At 44.0% G+C, this 25,169-nt stretch carries 21 protein-coding genes; 3 read left to right on the top strand and 18 right to left on the bottom strand.

Annotated elements, in window-relative coordinates:
• Window positions 1–18: 18 nt before the first annotated feature.
• From DFO73_RS09475 to DFO73_RS09400, 16 genes are all read right to left on the bottom strand, one after another.
• The gene (locus tag DFO73_RS09475) at window positions 19–2,223 is read right to left on the bottom strand and encodes a dihydroxy-acid dehydratase domain-containing protein (protein WP_110064547.1); all 2,205 of its coding nucleotides are present in this window, start codon (window positions 2,221–2,223) and stop codon (window positions 19–21) included.
• 62 nt (window positions 2,224–2,285) lie between these two features.
• On the bottom strand, window positions 2,286–3,536 hold the full coding sequence (locus DFO73_RS09470) for a lactate racemase domain-containing protein (RefSeq protein ID WP_110064546.1): 1,251 nt from the start codon (window positions 3,534–3,536) through the stop codon (window positions 2,286–2,288).
• Between the two features lie 41 nt (window positions 3,537–3,577).
• Window positions 3,578–4,852, bottom strand: a complete 1,275-nt coding sequence (locus tag DFO73_RS09465) for a TRAP transporter large permease (RefSeq protein WP_110064545.1) — start codon at window positions 4,850–4,852, stop codon at window positions 3,578–3,580.
• Between the two features lie 30 nt (window positions 4,853–4,882).
• A complete protein-coding gene (locus DFO73_RS09460) occupies window positions 4,883–5,434 on the bottom strand; it encodes a TRAP transporter small permease (protein ID WP_110064544.1) in 552 nt (183 codons plus the stop codon).
• Between the two features lie 72 nt (window positions 5,435–5,506).
• Entirely contained in the window at window positions 5,507–6,535 is a 1,029-nt protein-coding gene (locus DFO73_RS09455) for a TRAP transporter substrate-binding protein (RefSeq protein ID WP_110064543.1), read from the bottom strand.
• A 184-nt stretch (window positions 6,536–6,719) separates the two neighbouring features.
• Window positions 6,720–7,985, bottom strand: coding sequence for a TRAP transporter large permease (locus tag DFO73_RS09450; RefSeq protein WP_110064542.1), 1,266 nt, complete (start codon window positions 7,983–7,985; stop codon window positions 6,720–6,722).
• A 28-nt stretch (window positions 7,986–8,013) separates the two neighbouring features.
• On the bottom strand, window positions 8,014–8,547 hold the full coding sequence (locus tag DFO73_RS09445) for a TRAP transporter small permease (protein WP_110064541.1): 534 nt from the start codon (window positions 8,545–8,547) through the stop codon (window positions 8,014–8,016).
• A 66-nt stretch (window positions 8,548–8,613) separates the two neighbouring features.
• Window positions 8,614–9,666 carry a TRAP transporter substrate-binding protein gene (locus DFO73_RS09440; protein WP_110064540.1) on the bottom strand — a complete coding sequence of 351 codons (1,053 nt, stop codon included), beginning with the start codon at window positions 9,664–9,666 and terminating at the stop codon, window positions 8,614–8,616.
• A 475-nt stretch (window positions 9,667–10,141) separates the two neighbouring features.
• Window positions 10,142–11,255, bottom strand: a protein-coding gene (gene prfB, locus DFO73_RS09435) for a peptide chain release factor 2 (RefSeq protein WP_110064539.1) whose coding sequence is annotated in 2 segments (ribosomal slippage) — window positions 10,142–11,182 and window positions 11,184–11,255 — 1,113 coding nt in all. Because the reading frame shifts where the segments join, the coding sequence is not laid out codon by codon here.
• Between the two features lie 340 nt (window positions 11,256–11,595).
• The gene (gene secA / locus DFO73_RS09430) at window positions 11,596–14,109 is read right to left on the bottom strand and encodes a preprotein translocase subunit SecA (RefSeq protein ID WP_110064538.1); all 2,514 of its coding nucleotides are present in this window, start codon (window positions 14,107–14,109) and stop codon (window positions 11,596–11,598) included.
• A 374-nt stretch (window positions 14,110–14,483) separates the two neighbouring features.
• A complete protein-coding gene (locus DFO73_RS09425; protein WP_110064537.1) occupies window positions 14,484–15,476 on the bottom strand; it encodes a nuclease-related domain-containing protein in 993 nt (330 codons plus the stop codon).
• A 293-nt stretch (window positions 15,477–15,769) separates the two neighbouring features.
• A complete protein-coding gene (locus tag DFO73_RS09420; RefSeq protein ID WP_110064536.1) occupies window positions 15,770–16,831 on the bottom strand; it encodes a YecA family protein in 1,062 nt (353 codons plus the stop codon).
• 380 nt (window positions 16,832–17,211) lie between these two features.
• Window positions 17,212–18,054: a DUF1028 domain-containing protein gene (locus DFO73_RS09415; protein ID WP_110064535.1), complete on the bottom strand. Its 843-nt coding sequence runs from the start codon at window positions 18,052–18,054 to the stop codon at window positions 17,212–17,214.
• Window positions 18,055–18,068: 14 nt separating this feature from the next.
• Complete coding sequence (locus DFO73_RS09410) at window positions 18,069–18,599, bottom strand: chromate transporter (RefSeq protein WP_110064534.1); 531 nt, start codon at window positions 18,597–18,599, stop codon at window positions 18,069–18,071.
• Window positions 18,596–19,171 (bottom strand): chromate transporter, encoded by a 576-nt coding sequence (locus DFO73_RS09405; RefSeq protein WP_110064533.1) that lies wholly within the window; start codon window positions 19,169–19,171, stop codon window positions 18,596–18,598. The genes DFO73_RS09410 and DFO73_RS09405 overlap by 4 nt, the downstream gene beginning before the upstream one ends.
• A gap of 150 nt (window positions 19,172–19,321) precedes the next feature.
• Window positions 19,322–20,932: a gamma-glutamyltransferase family protein gene (locus DFO73_RS09400; RefSeq protein WP_110064532.1), complete on the bottom strand. Its 1,611-nt coding sequence runs from the start codon at window positions 20,930–20,932 to the stop codon at window positions 19,322–19,324.
• A gap of 370 nt (window positions 20,933–21,302) precedes the next feature.
• Here DFO73_RS09400 and DFO73_RS09395 point away from each other — a divergent pair, with 370 nt between their 5' ends.
• The 3 genes from DFO73_RS09395 to DFO73_RS09385 all read left to right on the top strand — a co-directional run bounded on the left by DFO73_RS09395 (window position 21,303) and on the right by DFO73_RS09385 (window position 22,458).
• A complete protein-coding gene (locus DFO73_RS09395; RefSeq protein WP_110064531.1) occupies window positions 21,303–21,437 on the top strand; it encodes an FbpB family small basic protein in 135 nt (44 codons plus the stop codon).
• A 111-nt stretch (window positions 21,438–21,548) separates the two neighbouring features.
• Window positions 21,549–21,938 carry a sporulation protein gene (locus DFO73_RS09390; RefSeq protein WP_110064530.1) on the top strand — a complete coding sequence of 130 codons (390 nt, stop codon included), beginning with the start codon at window positions 21,549–21,551 and terminating at the stop codon, window positions 21,936–21,938.
• Between the two features lie 241 nt (window positions 21,939–22,179).
• Window positions 22,180–22,458: a YkvA family protein gene (locus DFO73_RS09385; protein ID WP_110064529.1), complete on the top strand. Its 279-nt coding sequence runs from the start codon at window positions 22,180–22,182 to the stop codon at window positions 22,456–22,458.
• 164 nt (window positions 22,459–22,622) lie between these two features.
• Here the strand turns inward: DFO73_RS09385 and DFO73_RS09380 are convergent, their stop codons facing one another.
• Together DFO73_RS09380 and DFO73_RS09375 are read right to left on the bottom strand one after the other, a co-directional pair.
• Window positions 22,623–23,558 (bottom strand): response regulator, encoded by a 936-nt coding sequence (locus tag DFO73_RS09380; RefSeq protein ID WP_110064528.1) that lies wholly within the window; start codon window positions 23,556–23,558, stop codon window positions 22,623–22,625.
• Window positions 23,558–24,880: an ATP-binding protein gene (locus DFO73_RS09375; protein WP_142669519.1), complete on the bottom strand. Its 1,323-nt coding sequence runs from the start codon at window positions 24,878–24,880 to the stop codon at window positions 23,558–23,560. The genes DFO73_RS09380 and DFO73_RS09375 overlap by 1 nt, the downstream gene beginning before the upstream one ends.
• Window positions 24,881–25,169: the final 289 nt, after the last annotated feature.

The following is a 25,169-nucleotide window of genomic DNA, read 5'->3' as shown; positions in this document are numbered from 1 at the left end:
ATATTTGACGAGCTTGCCTTATTTTGAAATCGTGCTTTTTTCATGAATTAAAATATCATTTTCATAATCCAGCACCGCATCTTCCACGACAGCCAATGGAACAACACCATTCGCTGCATCTGTATGACCATACATGCGGTTGCTTGCCGCGACCATCTTCTGGCGTGCTTTCATTCGCTGTTTTCTTTCCTCTGCAAGTGGTCGTCTATCTTCTTTTAGGCTGTCTGAGAATAAATGGATAACGTTTCCTGCAAATAGCTGGGCTCTGTCTACAAAATCAATGCGGCGGCCTCGAAGCTGAAGATGAACAATGTCGCCCGTCTGAAGGAAACCGATGCCTCCATCTTCATAGGCTTCAGGTGTCATATGTCCGATTGCTGCACCATATGTGACGCCAGAATAGCGCCCATCACTAATGATGGTTGCCAGCTTTTTCATCACGCGGTTGGCATTAATATGCTGCATTGGGGTAAACATCTCTGGCATTCCGAATGCCACAGGGCCCTGGCCAGCAATCACAACTGAAATTTTTAAAATGCCTTTTTCAGCCATCTCGTCAAACAATTTTTCATAAGTTTCTTCTTTTAGGAGTTCCCATTCTTCCTTATTGTTATATTTAAGTGTTTCAAGAAGCAGGTTATGATCAAATAATTTTTTCCCCTTTATATTGTTCAAGAGATTTGAGTCGAGCAGACTTTTATTCGCATCATCTTCATTCTCGAAATAAAGGACGAAAGCAAGCTTGTCATCGAACTGGTCAAGCTGAGGCGTTGGCATGCCGCTTATTTTAACAACAGCGCTTTCAAAGAAGTTTCCTTGCAGCACATCTACCCCGCTGAATGTCCTGCGCGGCGTTGATAGGATAACCGGGTTTTCTTTAACACTCACAGCTTTCAAGCTTTGTGTAATGGCCAAACGCTCTCTCCATGTTCTGGCTGCAACGGTTGGGGCATCCTGATCCATTGGTACGCCATTTTCAAGGAGTTCATAAAAGAGTGTTTCCATCCCTCTGCTCGTGCCGCTGCAGCATTGCATAGCCAGCGAATAAATATCGCGTCCTTCTGTCAGGCTGTAATCAAACAGATCCGGAATCGGGTGCTCATGATGAATGCGGTCCAGATCCCATAAGCTGAATTTATACCCTGCATAGAGCATGCCTGCCACGATATGCATCATCAGGTTAGTTGAACCGCCGGATGCACTGTGAATGCGAATGGCGTTTTTAATGTTTGCAGCAACAATATTGGAAACGCCATATTTTTCTTCATTGATCATGGTGGCAAAACTGTCAAGAACCGCATTGATCTGCCTTTGTGTTGGCGGATCTGTCAGAAGTTCAACCGCTGGATGAACAAGGCCCATTCCGGCTACTAAATGGCGGGAACTATTGCCCGTTCCATTAAAAGCGCACACACCGCCCTGGCCATCACATGTTGCAACTGCCAGCCTCATCTCAAAATATTTATGCTGTTCTTTTGTTATAATGCCCCGTTCATAGGCACGCTCGAAAACTCCCTGGAAGGCTGTATTGGATGAGCACTGCAATATATAGGCCATTGTGTCACGTAAATCAATCGCCACATCTGAAGCACCCTCCAATTCTGCTTTTTTCGCCAGCTCTTCCAGCTCGGTGATGACATCATCCGGAATTGAACCGCCTTCCAGAACATGCGCTGGTGCAAATGTTGCAAAGAACGGAGCTTCGCCGCGGCTGCGCCTTACACGGTCTACATGTGCCAATGCGCTTACAACGCCCAGAGGCTGTTTATCGCAGCCTTGAATGACGAACGCACCATGATAGCTATGTGCTTCAAGCTGGTTGACAACCATTTGGGCAACAGCGTTTCGGCTTTGCAGGGAATAGCTCATCCCCTGATTGCTTTGAGCTGTACCGTCGCACATAACCGGAGTAGAAAAATAAAAGGGCACTCCTCCGTTTTGCCAAATGCGGATTGCCGCCCGTGAGGACGTCTGATAGTCCATTATGTGAGCCGGGTGGTCGGATGAACCTCCGATAATGGCAATGCGCGGGGCATTCATTTCCAGGCGGTTATAGATTTCTTCGAGTGTCCAATCCGGCTTTCCGCCTTCGTAGGAGGAACCGAGTGTCAGCTTTGCACGGTCAAGCAGACCCGCTACAGTAATTGGTTCATTGGCTTTCCCCTGCACGTTATCACGGTAAGGGTTTACAGGATTATCAATAAGCGGATATAAATGTGTCATGTTAACACTCCTTATCTATCAATCTGCAAAAACAGCAAATCATTTTGCAGCTATATTTCGAATTAATCGAGCACCAATTCTTCCAGCTCTGAAATGATTTCCAGATTGCTATTTTGTTTTGCTTCTTCAATCATACTTTCCGAGATCCAAATCTCCCCGATATCTAATGTATTCTTGATTCTAACAGCTTTCACCTTGTTTAAATCGAATGCGTTGCATGTTTTTATGGCAGCCTTAACTGCCAGCTCCTTTGTTTCAAGGACCATCGGAAGTTTAATGACTTCGATAACGGTACTTGTCAATGCGTTAGCATAGCCTTTTTCCCAGATAATCTCATCCACAACCGCTTTGGTTGTCATGTCCGCAATGCCGATGCCATTTGCATTTCCATGCGTTTTTTCTGTCAGGCCAAGCACAACTGTTCTTTTAATATCGGGTCCGCCAGTGGCGTAAGGTGTAGCGAAATTCCCTGTTATATTTGGATCCATCCCATCGCCTGAAATATCCTTTCCAAGCTCATCCACGATCAGAACATCAAACTCATCAAAATGAATTTTGGGCATCAAAGACTTCGCTTCTTCTAATAATTCCGGCTCTGTTTTTTCCAGATCTTCTGCAGGTACTGCAATGACTTTTGCCACCTTGTCATATGCATTTTCAAGAGAAGCAAGGCCGAAAATGATCGGGGCCTTCGATAAAGAAATTTTGGCCATTTCAGGCACATGCTCTGCCATATATTTAAAGCTATAGGCGTGGGCGGCCTCTGCCCCTTTTTGCTTCCCAAGCCCGATGGTAATCATCTTCATTAGCCCGCTTTCAACGGGACCTCGGAAGGCTGTATGGGGCTTAATCCGGTTAATGACGACAATTTTATCGGCTTCATAGGCGTTTTGATCAATATAGACCGGGAGCCCATTTGGAAGTTCGCCAATTTTGACCACTTCCATTGAAGATTTAATCGGTGCTCCGACAGCCTCTTCCGTCACACCCAATTGTTGAAGGACATCAATCTGGCCTTCATCTGTGGCCCCGCCATGGCTTCCCATTGCCGGGACGATAAACGGCTGCCCGCCAGCACGTTTGATTTCCCTTACGGTCTCGCGCACAAGAACAGGCAACTCAGCCAGGCCTCTGCTTCCAACCGCAATCGCAACAGAATCGCCTTCACTTATTTTCGTAAGCACATTGGTTTCATTCAGTGTTTTCCGCACCTCAGCTCCTACATCTTCCAGCTGGGGTGCGGAAAATTTCTGCTTTACTTTAACCATTTTGGGAATGGGAATATCTTTTAAAATTTCTTTAATGATGTCCATATTTCCTTATCTCCTTCATCATTCTCACTCTGGCAGCCCGGTTAATTTAGCCATGCAAGCGGCACCGTAATGATTTCCGGGAATAATATCAAGAGCGCCAGCACGATTGCGTGAACGACCAGGAATGGCCAGATGCCTTTCGTCAAGTCCGCCAGGCTGATTTTACTTATTCCGCAGCCAACATATAGAACCGTGCCAACCGGTGGAGTAATCAATCCAATACACAGGTTGATAACCATGACAATTCCGAAATAGACAGGATCGATACCAGCCATTTTAACTAGAGGCAGCAAGACTGGCGTGAAAATCAGAATAGCTGGTGTCAGGTCCATCACAAGGCCAATCAATAATAGAAAAATCATAATCACAACCATTAAAAGCAGCGGGCTGTCAACAAGTGAACCCATATAGCCTGCAATTTCCGCCGGAACGTTTGCTACGGTAATCAGCCAGGCTGATACCATTGCAGCAGCAGCCACAAACATAACCACACTCGTGGTTTTTGCCGAAGCAATTAAAACTTGATACAACTCATCAAGCTTCAGCTCCCGGTAAATAAATAAGCCAACAAACAAGGCATAAAACGCAGCTACAACAGCAGCTTCTGTTGGTGTAAAAACGCCGCCGCGCAGTCCGCCAATGATGATGACCGGAAGCATTAAGGCAAAACTGGCCTGCTGAATCGCCTTCCAAATTTCTTTGGCCGATTTTCTCGGGGGCAGTTCACTGGTATCTTTTCGTGACATAAAGAACCAGCCAATCATTAGCCCGACTCCCATCATCACTCCAGGAATGATGCCGCCCATGAATAAATCTGTAATCGATACACCCGCGGTTACCCCGAATAGAATCATCGGAATGCTTGGCGGAATAACGGGAGCAATGATACCGGATGCACAGATGATGCCTGTAGATGTGTTAACGTTATAACCCTTGGCAATCATCATTGGAATTAAGATCGCTCCAAGTGCGGCTGTATCCGCAACAGCTGATCCCGATAATCCCGCAAATAAAATACTGGCAATAATGGCTACAAATCCAAGGCCGCCTCTAATATGGCCCACAAGCGCCATGGAAAAATCAACGATACGCTTGGAAATCCCGCCTGCATTCATCAATTCACCTGCTAAAACAAAGAACGGGATGGCCATCAATGAAAAGTTATTGGCCCCATTAATCAAGTTTTGAGCAACGATTTGGCTATCAAAAGTTCCCATTACAAACATCAGCATGACACCGCTGGCCAGCAGCGCAAATGCAATCGGCACCCCTAATGCCAGGGATCCAAATAGTGATCCTAAAAATACTCCTATCATGGCGAGTATTGCCCTCCTTTCTTGCCAGCCTTATTTTGCTATAATCTTATCTTCCTGATTAGGATTAACCTCTGATAAAACGTCTTCTGAAGATTGGATGATCGTAAACCGCTCGGACTTACCTTTGAGTGCTTTAAATAGACTGGCAATAATAAGGGCCATCATCCAAATGCTAGATACGATCCCAATGCCATATAAATAGGAAAGCGGCATTCCCGTTGCCGGGCCCGTACTGTTCATATTGAGAATGGTCATTTTCCAGCTTCCTTCCAAAACAAGCCAAAGCAGATAAAGTACAATGGCATTGCTGATCATGAAGGCCACTTTTTGAAGTCCCTTTGGCAATGCATTGACGACAATGTCCACTCCGAGGTGCATCTTGTCTTTTAATGCGGCAATCGCCCCCAGAAATACAAGCCAGACGAAAAAGTAGCGGGACATTTCTTCTGACCAAGTTAGACCGGAATTGAATACATATCTCAGTACAACGTTTCCAAAGACGGAGAGGGACATGGCTGCCAGTGAAAAGGCAATCGCAATGTTTAAAAGTTTAGTAGAAAAAGAGCTGATTTTGCTAAACACGGCTTTTTCCTCCCTGCTAAATTAGCTTGGAGAAATAAAAGGTTTTATCCCTCCAAGATGTTTTTTGCAGAATTACTTTGCTTCTGCGCGAATGCGGTCTGCTAAATCCTTCGCCCAATCAAATTCACTGTAAATTTTTTCGTATAGAGGCTGTGCTGCTTCCTCCATTTCAGCTGAGAATTCTTCTGACGGTGCTGTAAATTTTAGGCCATTGTCCTCGAGAAACTTCTTGTCTTCTTCATAACTCTTTTCAAGCAGTTCAAATTCATAATTTGCGGCTTCCTTTGAAGCCTTTTCAATAATTTTCTGCTGTTCTTCTGTTAAACCATTCCAAAAGTTGCTGTTGATAATATACAAGTTCGGGCTAAACATATGCTTCGATTCCAAAATATCGCTTTGCACTTCATACCAGCCTGATGCCCGAACAGTAGCAATCGGGTTATCCTGCCCATCCACAACGTTTTGCTCCATCGCTGTGAATACTTCGGAAATTGGCAGTGGTGTTACATTGGCGCCAAGCAATTTTCCAAGCTCGATATAGTTAGGGATATTTGGCATTCTTAGTCGAAGGCCGTTAAAATCTTCTAAACTTTCAATCGTCTGGTTGGAAGAAAACATCCGGAAGCCATTCGCACTCCAGGCAAGCGGCTTTACGCCATGCTCTGATTCAAGATCCTCAGTCAGTTCTTCGCCAATCGGTCCATTCAATACGGTTTTGGCATGTTCAAAATCTTTAAATAAGAACGGCCATTCAGGTGCTGCCATTTTTGGAATATCCGCCTGCATGATCAAGCCCGGAATTCCCATCTCAATGGTCCCGTTGCGGACACCGTCATAGAACTCTTTTTCTGCACCAAGCGTACTGTTCGGGAAAATTTGCACTTCAAGCTCCCCGTTGCTTTCTTCTTCAACCATCGTTTTAAACTTTTCTTTTAAGGCAACATTCTGGGGGTGGTCCTCAGCAAAGTAGTGAGCTACTTTGATAACCTTCTTCTTTCCTCCCCCGCCTTCGCCTCCTGTCTCTTCCCCGCCGCAGCCAGCCAGGAGTAAAAAGCTTGCCAGGACTGTTGTAGCCAAACCAAATAACTTTTTCTTTTTCATTGTCATCTCCCTTTCATATCATTTGCTGTTTGATCTAAAGTTGACTTTTGTACTACATTATAAAACTCTGTTTTGTAATATTCACAAAAAGTGAACAGCATTTTTTCTAAATATTAATGATTAAAATGCTGTTTAATAGAAATAGATTTGAATTTTCCCTATAAGAAAACGAATCTAGGCAACTTTATAAGAACAGCAGTGAAAGCTGAGGTGCAACGATAATAATCAGCAATGTAATTAACATTGCAAAGAAAAACGGCACAATCGCTTTTGATAACTGCTCCAGTGACAAACCGGATATCCCCGCACCTACGAACAAGTTCACTCCAAGCGGCGGAGTTATAAATCCAATGGATAGGTTGACGATCATAATGATCCCGAAGTGAATGGGATCGTAGCCAATTTGAAGTGCTACAGGGAGCAGGATTGGCGTTAAGATAATAATCGCCGCAATTGTATCCATAAAACAGCCTACTATGAGCAGCAATAATGTAATGAGCAGCATAATAATGAGCGGTTCGCTTGAAATGGACATCATCGCTTCGGCTATCTGGTTTGGTATTTGTTCGATTGTTAATAGGCGCCCAAATGCTGTTGCAGCTCCAACGATTACTAGCACGGTGGCTGTCGTTAAAGCAGAATCAACAAAAATCTGCGGCAAATCCTTGAACTTCAATTCTTTGTAAACAAAAACACTGACAATTAAACCGAACACAACAGCGACAACCGCTGCTTCTGTCGGAGTGAAAATTCCGCCGTAAATCCCGCCTAATATAACAACAGGAATGAGAAGTGCCCATTTGGCCTCCCAAAGTGCAGTTAACACACCTTTAATCGTTGTAGCCTGATCAGTTCCTGTATAGCCCATTTTCCTCGAATGGATGTAAGAATAAATCATCAAACCAATACCAACCATAATTCCTGGTATGATCCCGGCAATAAACATGTCCCCGATTGAAACACTGCCTGAAACGCCGTAGATAACCATCGGAATACTTGGAGGAATAATGACTCCAATTGAACCTGCCGCAGCCACTACGGCTGTCGCAAAACGTTTATCATACCCTTTTTGGACCATGGCCGGAATCATGATACCGCCGATGGCCGCAACGGTTGCCGGCCCTGAACCGGAAATAGCCGCGAAAAACATACAGGTGATGATGGTTGCCATGGCAATTCCGCCTGTTTTATTTCCGACCATTGAATCTGCTACATTAAATAGGCGCTTGGATATGCCGCCTTTCCCCATAATTTCGCCGGCGATAATAAAATAAGGAACAGCTAATAGAGGAAATGAGTCAACAGAGTTTGTTAATTCCTTCATCAGGAATTCAACTGGCATTCCTCCGGTATATAAAATAGTGAATAATACCGCTAACCCGATTGCGATCCCTATAGGAACGGTTAAAAATAGGAAAACTGCAAATGAACCGAATAATACCCCTGCCATTCAGAACGTACCTCCTTCAAAAAATCTTCTAGATCGCGTTAATGTTCTGCTCCACATCTTTCGGAAGTTCCTGGATTTTGTCGAAGTTTTTAATCGCTATAAAATTGCCGATAATGTTTTGAATTAATCGGATTCCCGCAAGCCCCATGCCAACGGGTGGAGCAAGATACACGATGCCTGTCGGAATTTGAAGTGCCGGCGTTGTTTGCCCAAATAATAGCAGCTGGGATGCAATGCCATAACCATAGATCACAACATACACACAGAAAACCAGAAAGAGGATATTAGAAATGAGTGAGAAATAGATTTTTGTTTTATCTTTAAACAGCAATAGGGCCGCGTCCACTTTAATATGGCGGTGATGCTTGACCGCATAGCTAATCCCGATATAAATGAGCCAGATAAAGCAGTACCGTGCAAGCTCTTCTGACCAGGAAAGAGAATTTGACATCACATAACGCATAAACACCTGTACAAATATAACGGAAACCATGATAGCCGATAAAAGGAATAATATGTACTTTTCGAGGTTTTCATCAAGCCATTTCAATGATTTAAGCAACTGGATCGCCTCTTTTCTTTAAAAAGAGACCGGCCATCAGGCGACAACCGGCTGCTCTTTTCAAAATTATTTTGCCTTATCAATCTCAGCAAGGAATTCGTCTACAATTTCAGCGCCGATTTTATCTTTATACTTATCGATAACTGGCTTAACCGCTTCCTGGAACTTTTCAAATTCCCCATCTTTTATTTCTGTATAAGTCATTTCCTTCTTTAACGTTTCAAGTGATTCATCCGCAACTTCACGATTGCGCTGGCGGTTAAACTCTCCTGCTTCTACTGCTGCTTTTGCAATGACCTCCTGCTGCTCAGCGGAAAGCTCTTCCCAAATTTTCTTACTGAATAAGAAGATAAACGGTGTATAAACATGATTTGTATTCGAAACATGTTTCTGAACTTCAGGGTATTTACTTAAGAGAATGGTTGGATATGGATTTTCCTGACCATCAATTGTGCCTTGCTGCAACGCTGTGAATAACTCTGTAAATGCCATAGGAGTCGGATTCGCACCAAGCGCCTTCCAAGCGTCCAAGTGAATCTCGTTCTCCATTGTACGGATTTTCAGGCCTTTAACATCTTCCATCGCTGCAACAGGCTTTACATCGTTTGTTAAGTTACGGAAACCATTTTCCCACCAGGCAAGACCAACAAGTCCCTGCCCGTCAACCATTTCAAGCATCTTGTCTCCAAAAGCACCATCCAATACCTTGTCTGCTACTTCTTCATTTGGAACTGTGAACGGAAGATCAAATACTCCAAACTCCGGTATAAAGTTTACAAGCGGAGATGTTGAAGGAATCGTAATATCAAGTGTACCGAACTGAAGCATTTCAATCGCTGAGCGGTCATCGGCAATTTGGCCGGAATGATAAACTTCAACTGTTAAGTCATCTGACTCTGCTTCAACCAGCTCTTTAAACTTCATGGCTCCTTCATATTCTGGATGCTTGTCATTTACTCCAATACTAACTTTAAGCGTACGCTTTCCGCCTTCTCCGCTTTCACTACCTGATGATCCTTTTTCAGAAGCGCCCGTCGAGTTTGAATTCCCTCCACAAGCCGCTAAAACCAACGTACTGATCATAATGATACTAAGAAATAAAATGGACAGTTTTTTCATCTATTCTCCCCCTCAAATATTTTTAAAAAATGATAGTGTACTCTATCTTTTGCGCTATCATTGGAAGTTCAAAAAAAGGCTTTTTCATAAAATAAAACGCTTTCAAAACCGACTAAAAAAATTTGATATGTAAATCACCCTTCCGCTATTTGTTTTACATTATAAAACTCTGTTCTGTATTCATGAACTTATTTGTATTGTAACTTCAGTAGGTTTTATTGTCAAACTATTTTTTATATTCAAAATGCACATTATAATTAACGTTATTTCAGAAAAATCACTTAGTTATATAGAGAGGGCATATCACTAAAGATAATGGGATTTTTTAGTATGTTAGTAAAATATTTTTGAAGAAAAAAATTTTCTTTTATAAACGAAATAAGCCTTTGCCAGTCATTCGCTGGCAAAGGCTTTGGGTTATTGGGTTGGGGCAATTCTTTGAATTTGTGATTTTCCGTCATAAACTTTAGGTGTTTTAGTCCTGAGACAAACTTAATCTTGAACGCAAGTATGCATTGATAAAGAGATCAAGGTCGCCGTCCATGACTCCCTGAACATTTCCGACTTCCGTATTCGTCCGGTGGTCTTTGACCATGGAGTAAGGATGGAAGACGTAAGAACGGATTTGGCTTCCCCAGCCGATTTCTTTTTGTTCGCCGCGGATTTCCAGAAGTTCCTGCTCCTGCTCTTCGATTTTCTTTTGGTAGAGCTTTGCCTGGAGCATTTTCATTGCGCGCTCGCGGTTTTTGATCTGGGAACGTTCTGTTTGGCACGTTACCACGACATTTGTTGGCAAGTGCGTGATACGAACGGCGGAGTCAGTGGTGTTAATGTGCTGGCCGCCGGCGCCGCTTGCACGGTATGTGTCAATTTTCAGGTCTTCTGTACGGATATCGATTTCAATTTCATCGTTGAATTCCGGCATGACTTCACAGGATACGAATGAAGTATGACGGCGTCCTGATGAATCAAATGGCGAAATCCTTACAAGACGGTGTACGCCTTTTTCTGCTTTTAAATATCCGTAAGCATTATGGCCCTTGATGCTAAGCGTAACACTCTTGATGCCCGCTTCATCCCCAGGAAGGTAATCCAGGGTTTCGACTTTAAAGCCTTTTTTCTCGGCCCATCTTGTATACATGCGAAGAAGCATGGAGCCCCAGTCCTGTGACTCGGTTCCGCCTGCACCTGGATGCAGTTCAAGAATGGCATTGTTTTTATCGTATTCTTCACTTAAAAGAAGCTGCAGTTCGAAGTCTTTCAGGCGCTGTACTAAATCCTTAAGCTCATCAACAAGCTCTGCCTGCAATTCTTCGTCACTTTCCTCTTTGACCAGCTCATACGTTAATTCCAGGTTTTCGAACGTTTCGTTTAAATCGTGAAATTCATTTACCTGGTCCTTAAGAGCATTGGATTCGTTGATAACACCCTGTGCAGCCTGCTGGTCATCCCAGAAGCCAGGCTGCAGCATGACATCATCAAGCTCGGCAATACGCGCCTCTTTGTTTTCTAAGTCAAAGAGACCCCCTAAAGTCCGCTAAAATCTTAGCTGTTTTTTCAAGTTCATTGCGAATATCTGCTAATTCCATTTCCGTCACCTCAAAAATTATTTTTACTTATTATAGCGTGATTATGTTGTAAAGGTATATTTGATTAAATATTATATAAGCTCTCTTAACTTTGAGTGTTGATTTCCGCTGCAGGCACTCAGCGAACCCCGGGGCTACTGGGAGCCTCCTGGGCGCTCTGCGTCTGCGGGGTCTCCCTCCCGCAGGAGTCTCGCGCCTTCCGCTCCAATCAACTCAGTGGTTAAACTTAGTTATCCGACCAAAATAGCCATCTAAAAAATGCCTATGTGCCTACATCACGCAAGGCCCTCCCCTTTTTTCCAAAGAGAGAAGCCGGCAAAGCTGTTGCCGGCTCGGTTGTTTATTTCTCTGCACCACAGCAGTTTTTATATTTTTTGCCGCTGCCGCAGATGCACGGGTCGTTGCGTCCGATGTCCATTTGCTTGACGACTGGCTTTTTCTTGACCTTTTCTCCGTCTTCCTTCGGGTTGACGGCCTGGCCTTTGGCGACTTCCTGGCGCTCCAGGTTGTTGCGGATTTCGGCTTTCATGATGTACTTGGCGACATCTTCTTCGATGGACGCAATCATGCTTTCGAACATCGCAAAGCCTTCTGCCTGGTACTCGCGAAGCGGATCTGTCTGGCCGTATGCACGCAGGTGGATACCCTGGCGAAGCTGGTCCATCGCATCGATGTGATCCATCCACTTGGAGTCAACGGCACGAAGCACAATAACTTTCTCGAATTCGCGCATTTGCTCTGGCTGAAGCATTTGCTCTTTTTCATCATAGCGTTCTTTCACCTTGGCAAAAATCGTTTCAGCGATTTCTTCTGTATCTTTGCCGCGGATATCATTGACTGTCAGGTCGCCTTCATGAAGAAGGTTGCCATTTACATAGTCAATGATGCCTTGCAGGTTCCAGTTTTCCTCATCCTCATGACCTGGCGCATAGGCTTCCACATTTCGCTGGATGCTGGTCATGATCATTTTTTCAACGATGTCTCTTAAGTTCTCGGACTCAAGAACTTCGTTACGCTGGCCGTACAGGATTTCACGCTGCTGGCGAAGAACGTCATCGTAGGAAAGAAGCTGCTTACGAGCATCAAAGTTGTTGCCCTCAACGCGTTTTTGCGCAGATTCAACCGCTCTTGAAACCATTTTGCTCTGGATCGGCTGGGTGTCATCCATGCCGAGGCGCTCCATCATCGATTTCATATTGTCAGAGCCGAAGCGGCGCATCAGTTCATCTTCCATAGAAAGATAGAACTGTGTCACACCCGGGTCTCCCTGACGTCCTGAACGTCCGCGTAGCTGGTTATCAATACGTCTGCTCTCATGGCGCTCTGTACCGATAACAGCAAGACCGCCGCGTTCCTTTACGCCTTCGCCAAGCTTGATGTCGGTACCGCGGCCCGCCATATTGGTTGCAATCGTAACGGCACCTTGCTTACCTGCGTCCGCGATAATTTCAGCTTCACGGCCGTGATTTTTCGCGTTCAGGACATTATGCGGAACACCTTTTTTGGAAAGGTATTTAGAGATAATTTCAGATGTTTCGATTGCCACTGTGCCGACAAGAACAGGCTGTCCATTTTTGTAGCGTTCAGCGATATCTTCCACAACGGCGCGGAACTTGCCGTCCATTGTTGCGTAGATTAAATCCGGACGGTCGTCACGGGCAATCGGACGGTTTGTCGGAATGACAACAACGTTCATATTGTAAATATTGCGGAATTCCTCTTCTTCCGTTTTCGCTGTACCTGTCATACCGGCAAGCTTTTCGTACATACGGAAGTAGTTCTGGAATGTAATCGTCGCAAGTGTCATGCTTTCGTTTTGGATTTCAAGGCCTTCTTTTGCTTCGATTGCCTGGTGAAGCCCATCGCTGTAGCGGCGGCCCTTCATCAGACGGCCAGTAAATTGGTCAACGATAACAATTTCGCCTTCTTGAACGACATAGTCAACGTCAAGATGCATGCTGGAATGCGCTTTGAGCGCCTGTGTAATATGATGGTTAAGCGCTACATGCGAAATGTCGAAAAGGTTTTCGATACCGAAAGCTTTTTCCGCTTTCGTCATCCCTTCCTCTGTCAGCTGAACACCTTTTGTTTTCTCATCATACGTGTAATCCTCGTCTTTTTTCAGGCGGCTGACAAAGGCATTTGCCTGAATATATAGCTGGGTTGACTTTTGCGCAGAGCCGGAAATGATCAGCGGTGTACGCGCTTCGTCGATAAGGATGGAGTCGACTTCATCGATTACGGCATAATGAAGCGGGCGCTGCACCTTCTGCTCTTTGTAAAGAACCATGTTGTCGCGAAGGTAGTCAAAGCCAAGCTCATTGTTGGTGCTGTATGTGATGTCGGCAGCATAGGCCGCCTGCTTTTCTTCTTTGGAAAGTCCGTTCAAGTTGAGGCCGACAGTCAGGCCAAGGAATTCGTAAAGCTGGCCCATTTCAGTGGCGTCACGGCTGGCAAGGTATTCGTTGACCGTTACAACGTGAACGCCTTTGCCTGTTAATGCGTTCAGGTAAACCGGCATGGTCGCAGTCAAGGTTTTACCTTCACCGGTTTTCATCTCGGAGATATTTCCTTCATGAAGGGAGACGCCCCCCATTAATTGGACCGGATAAGGATATAGGCCAAGAACGCGCTTCGCTGCTTCGCGGACAACTGCAAATGCTTCGATCAGCATATCGTCAACGGATTCACCCTTTTGGTAGCGTGCCTTAAATTCTTCCGTTTTTGCACGCAGCTGCTCGTCCGATAATTTTTCAGTATCGGATGCAAGTGCATCGATTTGTTCTGCCATTTTGGTGAGACGTTTTATTTCGCGTTTATTTTGATCAAACACTTTATTTAAAATCCCAAGCATTCAAAACGCTCCTTTATGTTGGATAATCAGAAAAGCGCAAGCGCCTCAATAGGAAGGAATGCAGACTAAGACCGCCACGTCCTGTGGCAACGTCTGCATAACCCGCTTCCTGCGGGCCACAAGCATAAGACGGGCCCCGGAGGAAGGCGTATTTTGCCTTCAGCAGGGGAACGGTTTATGACCTCGAGTCCCTAGGCGCTGGAGCTAGACATGTCTAATATTAAAGTCAATTTTAAGCCTATACATCAATTGCATAGGTAGTAATTAAAAAAGATTCGCTTTTTGCCGGCGGAATCCTCCCATGAAAATTCACATTATTTCTTATTAATATTACCACTTTGGGAGGGGGGTGACAACTTATGCCACCCCCTGCCTCATTCTAACTCCTTCATTTGCTGGTAGCCGGGCGGGGGGAAATAAACCCTGCCCTTCTTTGAACCGGAATAGGGAAGCTGCATGGAAGTGAGCAGTTTTTTAGCGATATCCCCGGAAGGCAGGTGCAGGAAGCGGCAGATCTCCTGATTGGTTAATGAAGAATTTTTGTTTAAGAGGAATAGATCTTTAAGGGCTTGGACGTGAGCATTCTTATCTTTTGAATGGCAATTGGCGCAATACCATGTGCCGAAGTGGCGCTTCATAGGAAGTGATGAACAAGCTTTGCATATCACTCCTGTTTGTATATCGCCGGGTAGAATTCCGTAGTATTTTAAGATATCAAAAGTTTCGGGAGTGTGCTCTTTTATAATCGTACGGGAAATTTTCTTTAGGTTTTTTGCTGTCATAACTTCGTTTTTGTAAGAGGCTTTTATTTTTTCAATGCTCCTCAGGAGGAATTGGGCATGCTGGACTTTTAGCAGCATTTTGGAGTAGCCGGGAGCCGTTTTGAGGATAGTGGAAGGCTTACTGATAATGATAAGATATTCGACCGGAATGGTGATGTTCCGCTTGTGGAACCATTTTTTCAGTTCCGAGCTCTGCTGGCTGGCTTGTTCAATCGGATTGGGATATCCTTTGGTTTCTCCCTTGTTGTTCGTTTGAATTAATTGATTAAAATCCGGGTCGAAAAATAATGTGCCGTTGTAGTTCTTTACTTCTAAAACTAAGGCAAAAGCTGTGCTGAGGAGCAGCGTGTCAATTTGGAAAAAGTACTTGCCATTCGAAAGGCGGAGGTCATGGAGGATTAGATACTCTTTCTCTGGCAGTTTATTTAAGTAAAAATCAATGGCTAGCTCTCCTTTATATCCTGCAAGTCTTCTGCTTTGATCAGATTCAATATCAGGCCTTTTTGGATGGTTCTTCGGGATTCTCTTCAGCAATGCATGATTTTTTTGAATTCGGATAGGTACAAATCGTTCTTTTTCAATCAAAAGCAACACTCCTTTTGGGATTTCGGGATAGAATTCGGCTTTGGGAGAGAAATCTCCTGCTTTATTGACTTCATTTTTAAGCTCTAAACAATATATCGGTCACTTTGCCAGGTTTATCGGTCAGATTTTGATTTTATCGGTCACTTTTTCGATATATCGGTCAGATTTCATTTTTATCGGTCACTTTTTCAATTTAGCGGTCACTCTGCATCCTATCAACATTCCTGCATTCACAAGGTGAAGATAAGAAAAACAGAGAGCCCAAAAAAGCCCTCCGTTTTTTTCTGTGCCCATTAAGAATTCGATTCCTCAATTAGCTTGCGGATCGTATCCTCAACTTCATTATAAATCTCACCGTAATAGGTCGATACGCGGCTTGCATTGATGCCATACTTTTCGCCGAATTCCTTCTGAGTCAGATTTTCCTTAGAATCAGCTATTGTGGTAACAAGATAGCGGAGTCCAGCAACGTAATTATCAGGCTTTTTCACCTGTTTGCCTGTCTTTTCGCAATAGTCCATCCAGAGAGAAATCCCCATGCCGATGATCCATGGTTCTTCACCTGCTTCTATCATATCGTCTCTGAAAATCTCAGCCACCTGCTTGGCGCCTTTACTCGGCCAGTCGAAATTATCCATAGTTGGAGCAGCAGACACTGATTTAGGTGTGTCGTTCATAAGATCGACGAGATATTCCGCCAAATATTCTTCCGGGTTATCATAACCTTCTTCTTCAAAAGAATATTGGATATAATCCTCAAATTTTGCGGCATGTTCTTTCGGCAGATCAAAAATTGCCGGAAACGCCAGATACTCTTCTCCATATGGAAGAAGAATAGCAAAGGCGAAATTCCCTTCCTCAAAGCCATGCAAATCGCCAAAAAGCGAAACACTATAGATCTTCCCTGTTAAGGTATCCTTAATAACAGCCTGATCTTCGGTAACTTCAGTCATGATTCCAGCTACAGCTTTGCCCTCAGCCCAGGATTGTAAAATGTTTTTTAGGCGCGGACGCGAAATGTAAGGCATTTTCACACGAATAAACTCGTCCATGATGGATTCCTCTTCCTCTATGGTACCGAATAGAATGTACCAGAAAGAGTGAACAAATTCATAGAACTCTTTTTCTTCCCCTTCAATGTCTTCGAGTATATCAAGAAGATCGGTAAAATCCTCTTTTATATCATCCGCATAATGGGTAAGGGCAAAAATTCTCGCTTCCTTTTGAAGTTCAATGATTTCATGGTTCAGTACTTCCTTAATCGAAACAGCATCCTTGCTGCCGCAGCACTTCTTATATTTTTTCCCGCTGCCGCATGGGCACGGTTCGTTTCTGCTTACTTTAATTGTTGACATGCTTTAAATCTCTCCTACTAATTTCATTCGATTCTACTATCCTAACATTAATCGGCAGAATGGGCATTTTTCAAGTAAATTAAAACAATTGGCTCTTGTCAGATAGCTTTTAACCAGGCAAGTGAAATATAGCTTTAATTTTCGAGTGAAAAGACCTTATTAAAGAGTAAATTTCAGGCACGATGACGATATATCGGTCACTTCATCAGGTTTATCGGTCAAATTTTGATTTTATCGGTCACTTTTTCGATATATCGGTCAAATTTCATTTTTATCGGTCAGTTTTTCAATATATCGGTCACTTCGCGTCCTATCAACTTTCCACCAATTACCTAGTAAAAATAGAAAAAACGGAGAGCCCTCACTCTCCGTTTTCCTAATTATGATTGTTTTTTCATGTAATCCAAAACATCCAGGTCAATCTTACCCGCTTCCTGCTCGCGGGCTTCGAAGTTTTCAGTATGGATATAGGCTGTTAATGCTTTTAAAAGCTGTTTATCACCCTTGCCGGCCTCTAAATATGTAAGGCGCACAAGTTCCCGAGCCAGCACTTCTCTTACCTCGCCTTCAATCGCAGCGATCCGATCAGCCTTTGAAGGAGCAAAATAAAGCTGCTGAAGATGATAAATCCGGATCAACTCAGTGATTGGCTCCGGATGGTCATCGACTCGCAAATCGATGTAACGGTCGTTAAACCCTCCGTATCCGCCGGCCTCTTTTACGACCAACAGTGCTGCAGACTGCTGGCCGCGGCTATCACCGCCTGCTGACTGGCCTGCGTTCAATGAAGCAAGCAGACGTTCCGCCAGAGAACCTTCCGTGCTGATAAATGTCTGGCCCATCGCCTGAACAGTTTTTTCATCGACTAAAATATTCCCCTGAGCGGCAAAATGAGGGCCCGTCATTCCGCCTGCCCAGGTGTAGCAGCCTTCCCCTGTGAAGGTTGCCGGATTCCCCATTGCATCCAGCAAACCGACCTGGCGGAGCTCTTTTTCAGGATCATCTTTTGTAATGATTTCGAGCGCTTCCTCAGCCGTTTTGCCTTCCTCCATTAATTGCAATGCCCGCGGGCCATATGATGTATTGGCATATGACTGGGTCGCCACTGCTCCTGCACCAGCCTTTGCAAACGGTACAACTGCGCCAACTCCTAAAAATTTCGATTGAACCGCAATTCCCCATTCTTTTTCTTTTGGATCGTATCCAACAATTGAAAATGTCATGTATGAAACCTCCCCTATGCTAAAACAAGTCCCCCGTAAACAAGCGCCCCGGCAATGACGTAAGCTGGATGCACTTTAAGCTTTTCCATTAGGAAAAAGCTTAGCAGCCCAATGAAGAGTGTCTGCCAGATGCCGACGCCTTTATAAGCTGAGAAAAAGAAATCATATGTCATGATCCCAAGCAGGACGGCAATTACCGGACGGATATAAGTAGTCATCCGTTTGACGCGCGGTGATTCCTTATATTTCATCAGCAGTCCAAGCAAAGTAATCATCAGAATCAATGATGGGGCAACAGTTGCAAACACCCCAACAATGGCTCCGAGCACTCCCGCCTGCTGGAAGCCGATATAGCCCGCCATTTTTGTGGCGATCGGACCAGGCAGCGCGTTGCCCATTGCCAGCACTTCACTGAACTCATTAACGGTCAGCCATTCATAATTGTCTACTACCTCGTTTTCAACCAAAGGAATGGATGCCGGTCCCCCACCGTATCCAAGAATCCCCGGGATGAAAAATGCCAAGAAAATCTGTACGTATATCATGCTGGGTTCTTCTCCTTCTTCGCTTCATTTTTTTCAGCCGCGTCCTTTTTCAGCAGAGCTGTTAAGAGTAAAGCAAAAATGATGATGGCAGGATGAATGTTCACAAACTCAAGAAGAATCAGGCTTGCCGCTACAAAAAGAAGTGTCCAGCCCCAGCCTAGTGATGATTTCGTTGACTTTTTAACGAAGTCCCAGGTCAATGTAGCGAGCATGACTGCCACAACCGGAACAACCGCCTTCGTCATGCCGGCGACCCATGGCTGATCTTTAAACGTATTTAGTGCAGTAAGAAGAATAATCATAAGGACAATGGTTGGAACCATGGTGGCTATGAGTGCATTCACCATGCCAAGAATTCCGCCAACGCGGTAGCCGATATAGCCGGCCATTTTCGTCGCAATCGGGCCAGGCAGCGCATTCCCAAGTGCCAGCACATCGCCAAACTCATCCGTATCCATCCATTTATATTTATCAACAACCTCTTTATGGACAAGCGGAATCGATGACGGCCCGCCGCCATACCCCAGAATGCCCACTCTAAAAAAAGCCATAAAGATGTCAGCCTGCTTCATGATGCAACACCTCTTTTCATTGATCGTGTTGGTACTTCCCTGTCTCCTATCCGGAAAAAAGCAGGTGAAGGAGCGGCTTTCTTTTCCGCTCCCCAGTACCTGTTATATGGTTATTTTACTCTAATATGCGAGTTGCTCCATCGTTTTTTATTACCAAGCAGCAATCGAGCCATCTGTCCGCGGCTCGGTTCCCCCCATGAGGACGCCGGTTTTCGGATCGCGCCAGATGATTTGGCCGCGGCCGAATCCGCCGGTATCAACCGTTACTTCAATTTGATGCCCTTTGCGTGCAAGAGCCTGGGCAATATGGTTAGGGAAGTTCGGTTCCACTTGAACCTTTTTGCCTTCAATCCACTGCCATCTTGGCGCATCCAATGCTGCCTGCGGGTTCAGATGGAAATCAACTGTGTTCATGACCACCTGCATATGGCCCTGCGGCTGCATATAGCCGCCCATAACACCGAACGGCCCAACTGCTTCGCCGTCTTTTGTCAGGAATCCAGGGATAATCGTGTGATATGTTTTCTTGCCTGGCTTCAATGCGTTATGGTGCTCAGGGTCAAGCGAGAAGTCGTGTCCGCGGTTTTGCAGCGCAATACCAGTTCCCGGAACAACAAGCCCTGAACCAAAGCCCATGTAGTTACTTTGGATGAACGAAACCATGTTCCCTTCACTGTCCGCTGTTGCCAGGTAAACCGTCCCTCCGCTTGGCGGCTGGTATGGTTCCGGTGTTAATGCTTCGTCGCCAATTTCGCTGCGGCGGGATTCGCCATATTGCTCAGAAAGCAATTCTTCAACGGTTACTTTCATATCAGATGGATCCGTAATAAACGCCTTTCCATCGGTGAAAGCTAACTTCATGGCTTCGATTTGCTTGTGGTATGTATCCACCGTGTCTTTAGCACCGAATTCAAAGCCTTTGGCAATATTTAAGCCCAGCAAAGCTACAAGCCCCTGGCCGTTCGGCGGGATTTCCCACACATCATAGCCGCGGTAATGGACCTTGATCGGATCAACCCACTCCGCTTTAAAACCAGCTAGATCTTCCTTGGATAAAAATGCATTATATTTTTTGGAAAAAGCGTCGATTTTATCAGCAATTTCGCCGCGGTAAAAGCTTTCGCCGTCTGTTTCACCGATGGATCTTAACGTAGCGGCATGACCTTCTGAGCGCCACACCTCGCCAACTTTAGGACACTTTCCGTCAGGAGCAAAGGTTTCAAACCAGTGCTGGAATTCATCATCAGTAAAAATTTGCTTGAATTTTTTATAAGCAAACTTCCAGTACTTGCCGAGAATCGGCGTTAATGGATAGCCTTTTTCCGCATAATCGATTGCAGGCTGAAGCACTTCTTTTAACGGAAGTTTTCCAAATCGCTTGGATAGCTCAGCCCATGCGGATGGCGCGCCTGGTACTGTAACGGGAATCCAGCCGTGCACCGGCATTTTCTCATGGCCTCTTTCCTTTAATGCTTCAATAGAAATGGACTTTGGCGCCGGGCCGCTGGCATTCAATCCGTGCAGTTCTCCTTTTGTCCAAACAAGCGCAAATGCGTCCCCGCCGATTCCGTTTGAAGTTGGTTCAACCACTGTAAGAGCAGCTGCTGTGGCAATCGCTGCATCAATCGCATTTCCGCCTTTTTTCATCATGTCAAGGCCAGCCTGTGCAGCAAGCGGCTGGGAAGTGGCAACCATGCCGTTATTCGCCATGACGGTCGTTCGCTGTGAAGCGTATGGATGGTTCTGAAAATCAAAGTTCATGGAGTTCACCTCTAGTATAGTCTTAAATTCGTTAATTCTGATTATAGCAAATTATATAAATATTATGTTAGTATTTATTTCGTATATCTAAATTTTCTAACTTCTAGTTGATTTTTTTATAAAATTTTTATATGATATAGCTATAAATTGAATAGTCATTCTCCTAAAGGGGAGTAGCTTTTACAGCAGAGTCGTCATTACGGAGCACACGCTCTCGGCTTTGTTGGCAATCTAAACAATTGTTAGCAAGACCTTTACCAATACGGTAGAGGTCTTTATTTATGGGCCTTTACCAATCACGGTAAAGGCCCTTTTTGTATACAGGCCCGCACAACGAATCGTTTTACTTTATAAAATGGAGGAATAGGATATGAAGAAGAAAATAAGATATACAATGGATGAACTAATCAAACGAAATAAAGAAGAACTGATGAAGGACAGATCACAGCTGGAAAAAATCGAACGGAAACTGGATGAAAAATATGCGAAGGTGAAGCAGATGTAGTTTACGGCTTAAGAATTGGGGAAATATGAAACTTTCTCACCCAGTTCACGTAACTATAGCTAAATAAAAGTAGGCGAACGATCGCCAACACGAATAGAGGAGAGATCTTGATTGATTTTGCGAAAATATATGTCAATGCTGGGAATTGGTTCTGCAAAAATTGACCTGCAGCTGCCGAAGCATGAATACGCTCCAGGCGAAAATGTGAGCGGCACCTTCCTAATCGAAGGCGGCACAATCGAGCAGCAGATCAAACGGATTGAATGCGACCTGGTTATGACGACATTAACTGACGAAACGGAAGAAGTGATCGACTCAGCGACAATCCTGACTTCACAAACAATTGAGTCGGAAGAAACCAACCGGATGGAATTTAACTTTCGTTTGCCGGAGGATATTCCTGCTTCCACGCCGGAGCGTACGTTTCAATTTAAAACAAGGCTGATCTTTAACGAAGGCGTCAAAAGCGCTGATCTGGATAAAATAGTTATCACACCTTAAGGATTCGAAGGAGGTAGAACCGCGGTGTCATAATCCCCTCTATCATAGAAAATTAACAGACAGAGGAGATTCAAATTGAAAACAGCGCTTTGCAAAAGTGGCTTATCACACTAACTTTTTGAAGCATACTTGAAACCAGTTATTTATCGGCTGTCACACTTGACGTGAAAAATCCGCCCAGAATCCGAATGGCGGGAATGGCAGCCCCCTTCCAGCGAATGAACTAGAAAAAGGTGAAGTGATGAAGTTTATCAAACGCATCAAATTTGTATTTAAGTTTTGGAAGTTTCTGCCCTTTCTGAGGGACTACTTTCTCTCAAGAGAAGTCTCTACTGGCAAAAAGCTGTTTCCGATAGCGGCTGGACTGCTTTATATCTTCCTGCCGCTGGATTTCGTGCCCGATTTCCTATCGATATTCGGCTTTACGGATGATATTGTCGTCACGTCGTTCGTTCTCCAGCAGATGGTGAAGATGGCTCCGGAGGATTTGAAGGAGAAGTATAAGGTGCTGGAGGAATGAATAGATGACTGCTGCCTGGACTTCACTGCAGTTTGAGAAACGTGTTAAAAATCGGCAAAAAGAGTTTGTTTAAAATACATCAGTCGAAACCCCCCGTCCGATAAATGAAACGGGGGTTTTCGGACATCCTGCTGCTAGAGCTTGCCCTGTTTCTAAAAGCGTCCTTAATGCGGCTCCGAATATAAATGTTTTGCTTCAAAATAAAGAACTTGAATGAATTTTTTCGTATTGATTCGGGATGGGGAGGATGACGGTTTTGAATGATGCTTTAAATCTTCCATCTTTTGCCTGACACATGTAAAATCAAAGAATTTGGATGCGTAACTTTCAAACTTCAGGTTTGAAAAATCGGTTAGACCAAGAGAAGCCAAATGATTCAAGGATTGGTAAATCGCTCTGCGCACCCGTTGTTCAGATGCTTTGATCTCTTTTTTTAATTCCTTCTCTGTCAGTGATGCGCCAAGTTTTTGTTTAGCAATGTTCAAAAAGATTTCTTTAAGGGGTGGAAATCCTTTTTCAAGCATATGATCCTGTTCAAATTGATCTAAATAATCGAGCATATCCAGTAAATCTTTACTCCCGTTTTCACCTGCTATTCCAAGTTCGGATAAAAGAAACTGACCGGAAGTTCTTATCTTTTTTCTGTTATGCGGCAGGTCATGCCGCTCCTTAACTTGATCGAAAGATAGCACGTTATGCAGTGATTTTTGAATATCTTGAATCGATCTTTCTAATCGAATACGTTCGATTACCTTCCTGATGACTGTAATGACCTCAATCCTGTTGATCGGTTTTGTTATATAGTATTCGATGCCATGTGAATAGGCTTCACCGATTAATTCTTTTGATTCGACTTGTGAAATCATGATCATTTTCCCCTTGAATGCCGGCTTTATTTGACGTATCGTCTCGATTCCGTCCTGAACCGGCATTAACAAATCAATTAATAAAATATCGATGTTCTTCAATAGCAGCATCGGCCCATTCAGCAATGAGCCGTCTTCAGCTTCCCCGGCAACCTCGCCAAGATCCTCATCTTCAATGATTTGGGAGAGCATGGATCGAACTGCTTCATCATCGTCTGTTATATAAAAAAGCATCACAATCCCCCTTTATCAACTAATTGATTAATCGGTAAGCGTATAATAAAAATCAGCCCTTTTCCTCCTGACCCTTCATGGAAGGTGATACCCCCTTCAAGCTGTTCGACAATTTCTTTTACATAGGAAAGCCCAATCCCCGTTGATGGGTTGCCGGCATGATCATATTTCGTTGTAAATCCCGGCCTGAACAATAAAGCTTTGTGCTTAGGCGATATCCCGGGGCCATTATCGCTAATCCTAAATTCAACCGAATCGCCATGCCTGTTGATGCTAATTTCGACCGTTCCCTTATTTTCGATCGCTTCTGCCGCGTTTGCTACGACATTATTGATAATCGATAGGACGGTGAAAACATGGTAATGAGGATGCGTCTGTTTAACTGTTTTCACGAATTTAATGTCTTTTCCTAATAGAGCTGCATATTTCTCATTTGCCCGCACGATGATATTCACCAGTTCATGCACGTCCATATAATCGGCAATGCTTTTATCCGTAATGAGTTTTGAAAGGCCAGAAAAAATACGCTGGTTATCTTTTTTCACTTCATGAACTTCACCGGCGATTTCCAAAGCTTTTTGGCGATATTCCCCAACCGGGACAGAATCCTGTTTATCGATCCAGCCGTTTAGACTTTTGTATAGATCATACGATTTTTTCGTGATATTTTCAGTATTTTTCAGTGTCTTTTTTAAATAGACCGATTCCTCATACAGATTGGAGATGAGCATCAGCAATTGTTCATTCTGTTTCCGGATTTGCCTTTCCCTCGACTGTGCCTCATACAGACTCAGCATATTGAAAAAGCTTATAACAATAAAGCTGTGCGACATCGCGATGACCATAATTCCATTTAGCGCTGCTGCCGTTATGGTTGTTCCCAATATAAAATATTGCGCAGTCAGCTCTGCCAAGTCGGACAAGACTTCAATTGGAATGCCCAGTAATCCGATGATCAGCGGCCGATTGGAAAAACGGCTGATTTTTGCAGCATTAACGAGACAAGAAAAGGTGAAATAAAAGAAAAAGCTGGCGATATGGGCTTGAAAGGCAGAGGTCCAATCAACATGATCCAGGACAGTCAAGTCTATCAATATACGAAATCCAACGACCGCGGCAGCAGTCAAAAAACCCGGCAGAATCGCTGGCATTTTTCGGAACAGCAATAAAAAGAAAAAGAAAGCAGGTGCTCCAAAGCTGATCCGAAATGTTTGATTAAAAGGATAAAAATTCAATTCACCTGCCAATGGCACGATAATCACCATGAGGACCAGCATATACATTTCATTTTTTAAAATAAAACGGCTATTCAAAATGACCACTTCCCCTTTTGTTGAAAATCAGTATACCTTCCCCTCGGCATCTATACAATGTATTTTTTTGTATACAATCTATTAAATTTACAAAATAAAAAGACTTTTTGTCACTTTTCGTCTGATTCTGTAGTTTGGAATATATCATATCAGGACAAAGGTGGAAGCGTTTTCAAAAATCAAAAATTATCAGAACACTAAAAAAAGTCTGGTTTCCATACTTAACTTAAAGCCGGAGCGGCTCCTGCCATTCATAAACCTGCAAAAATGGATAGCAGTTTTTAAAAGTCAAAAATAG

The sequence above is a fragment of the Cytobacillus oceanisediminis genome, assembly GCF_003182355.1.
GTDB lineage: Bacteria > Bacillota > Bacilli > Bacillales > Cytobacillaceae > Cytobacillus > Cytobacillus oceanisediminis_A.
This window is presented reverse-complemented; position numbering and strand designations above follow the sequence as displayed.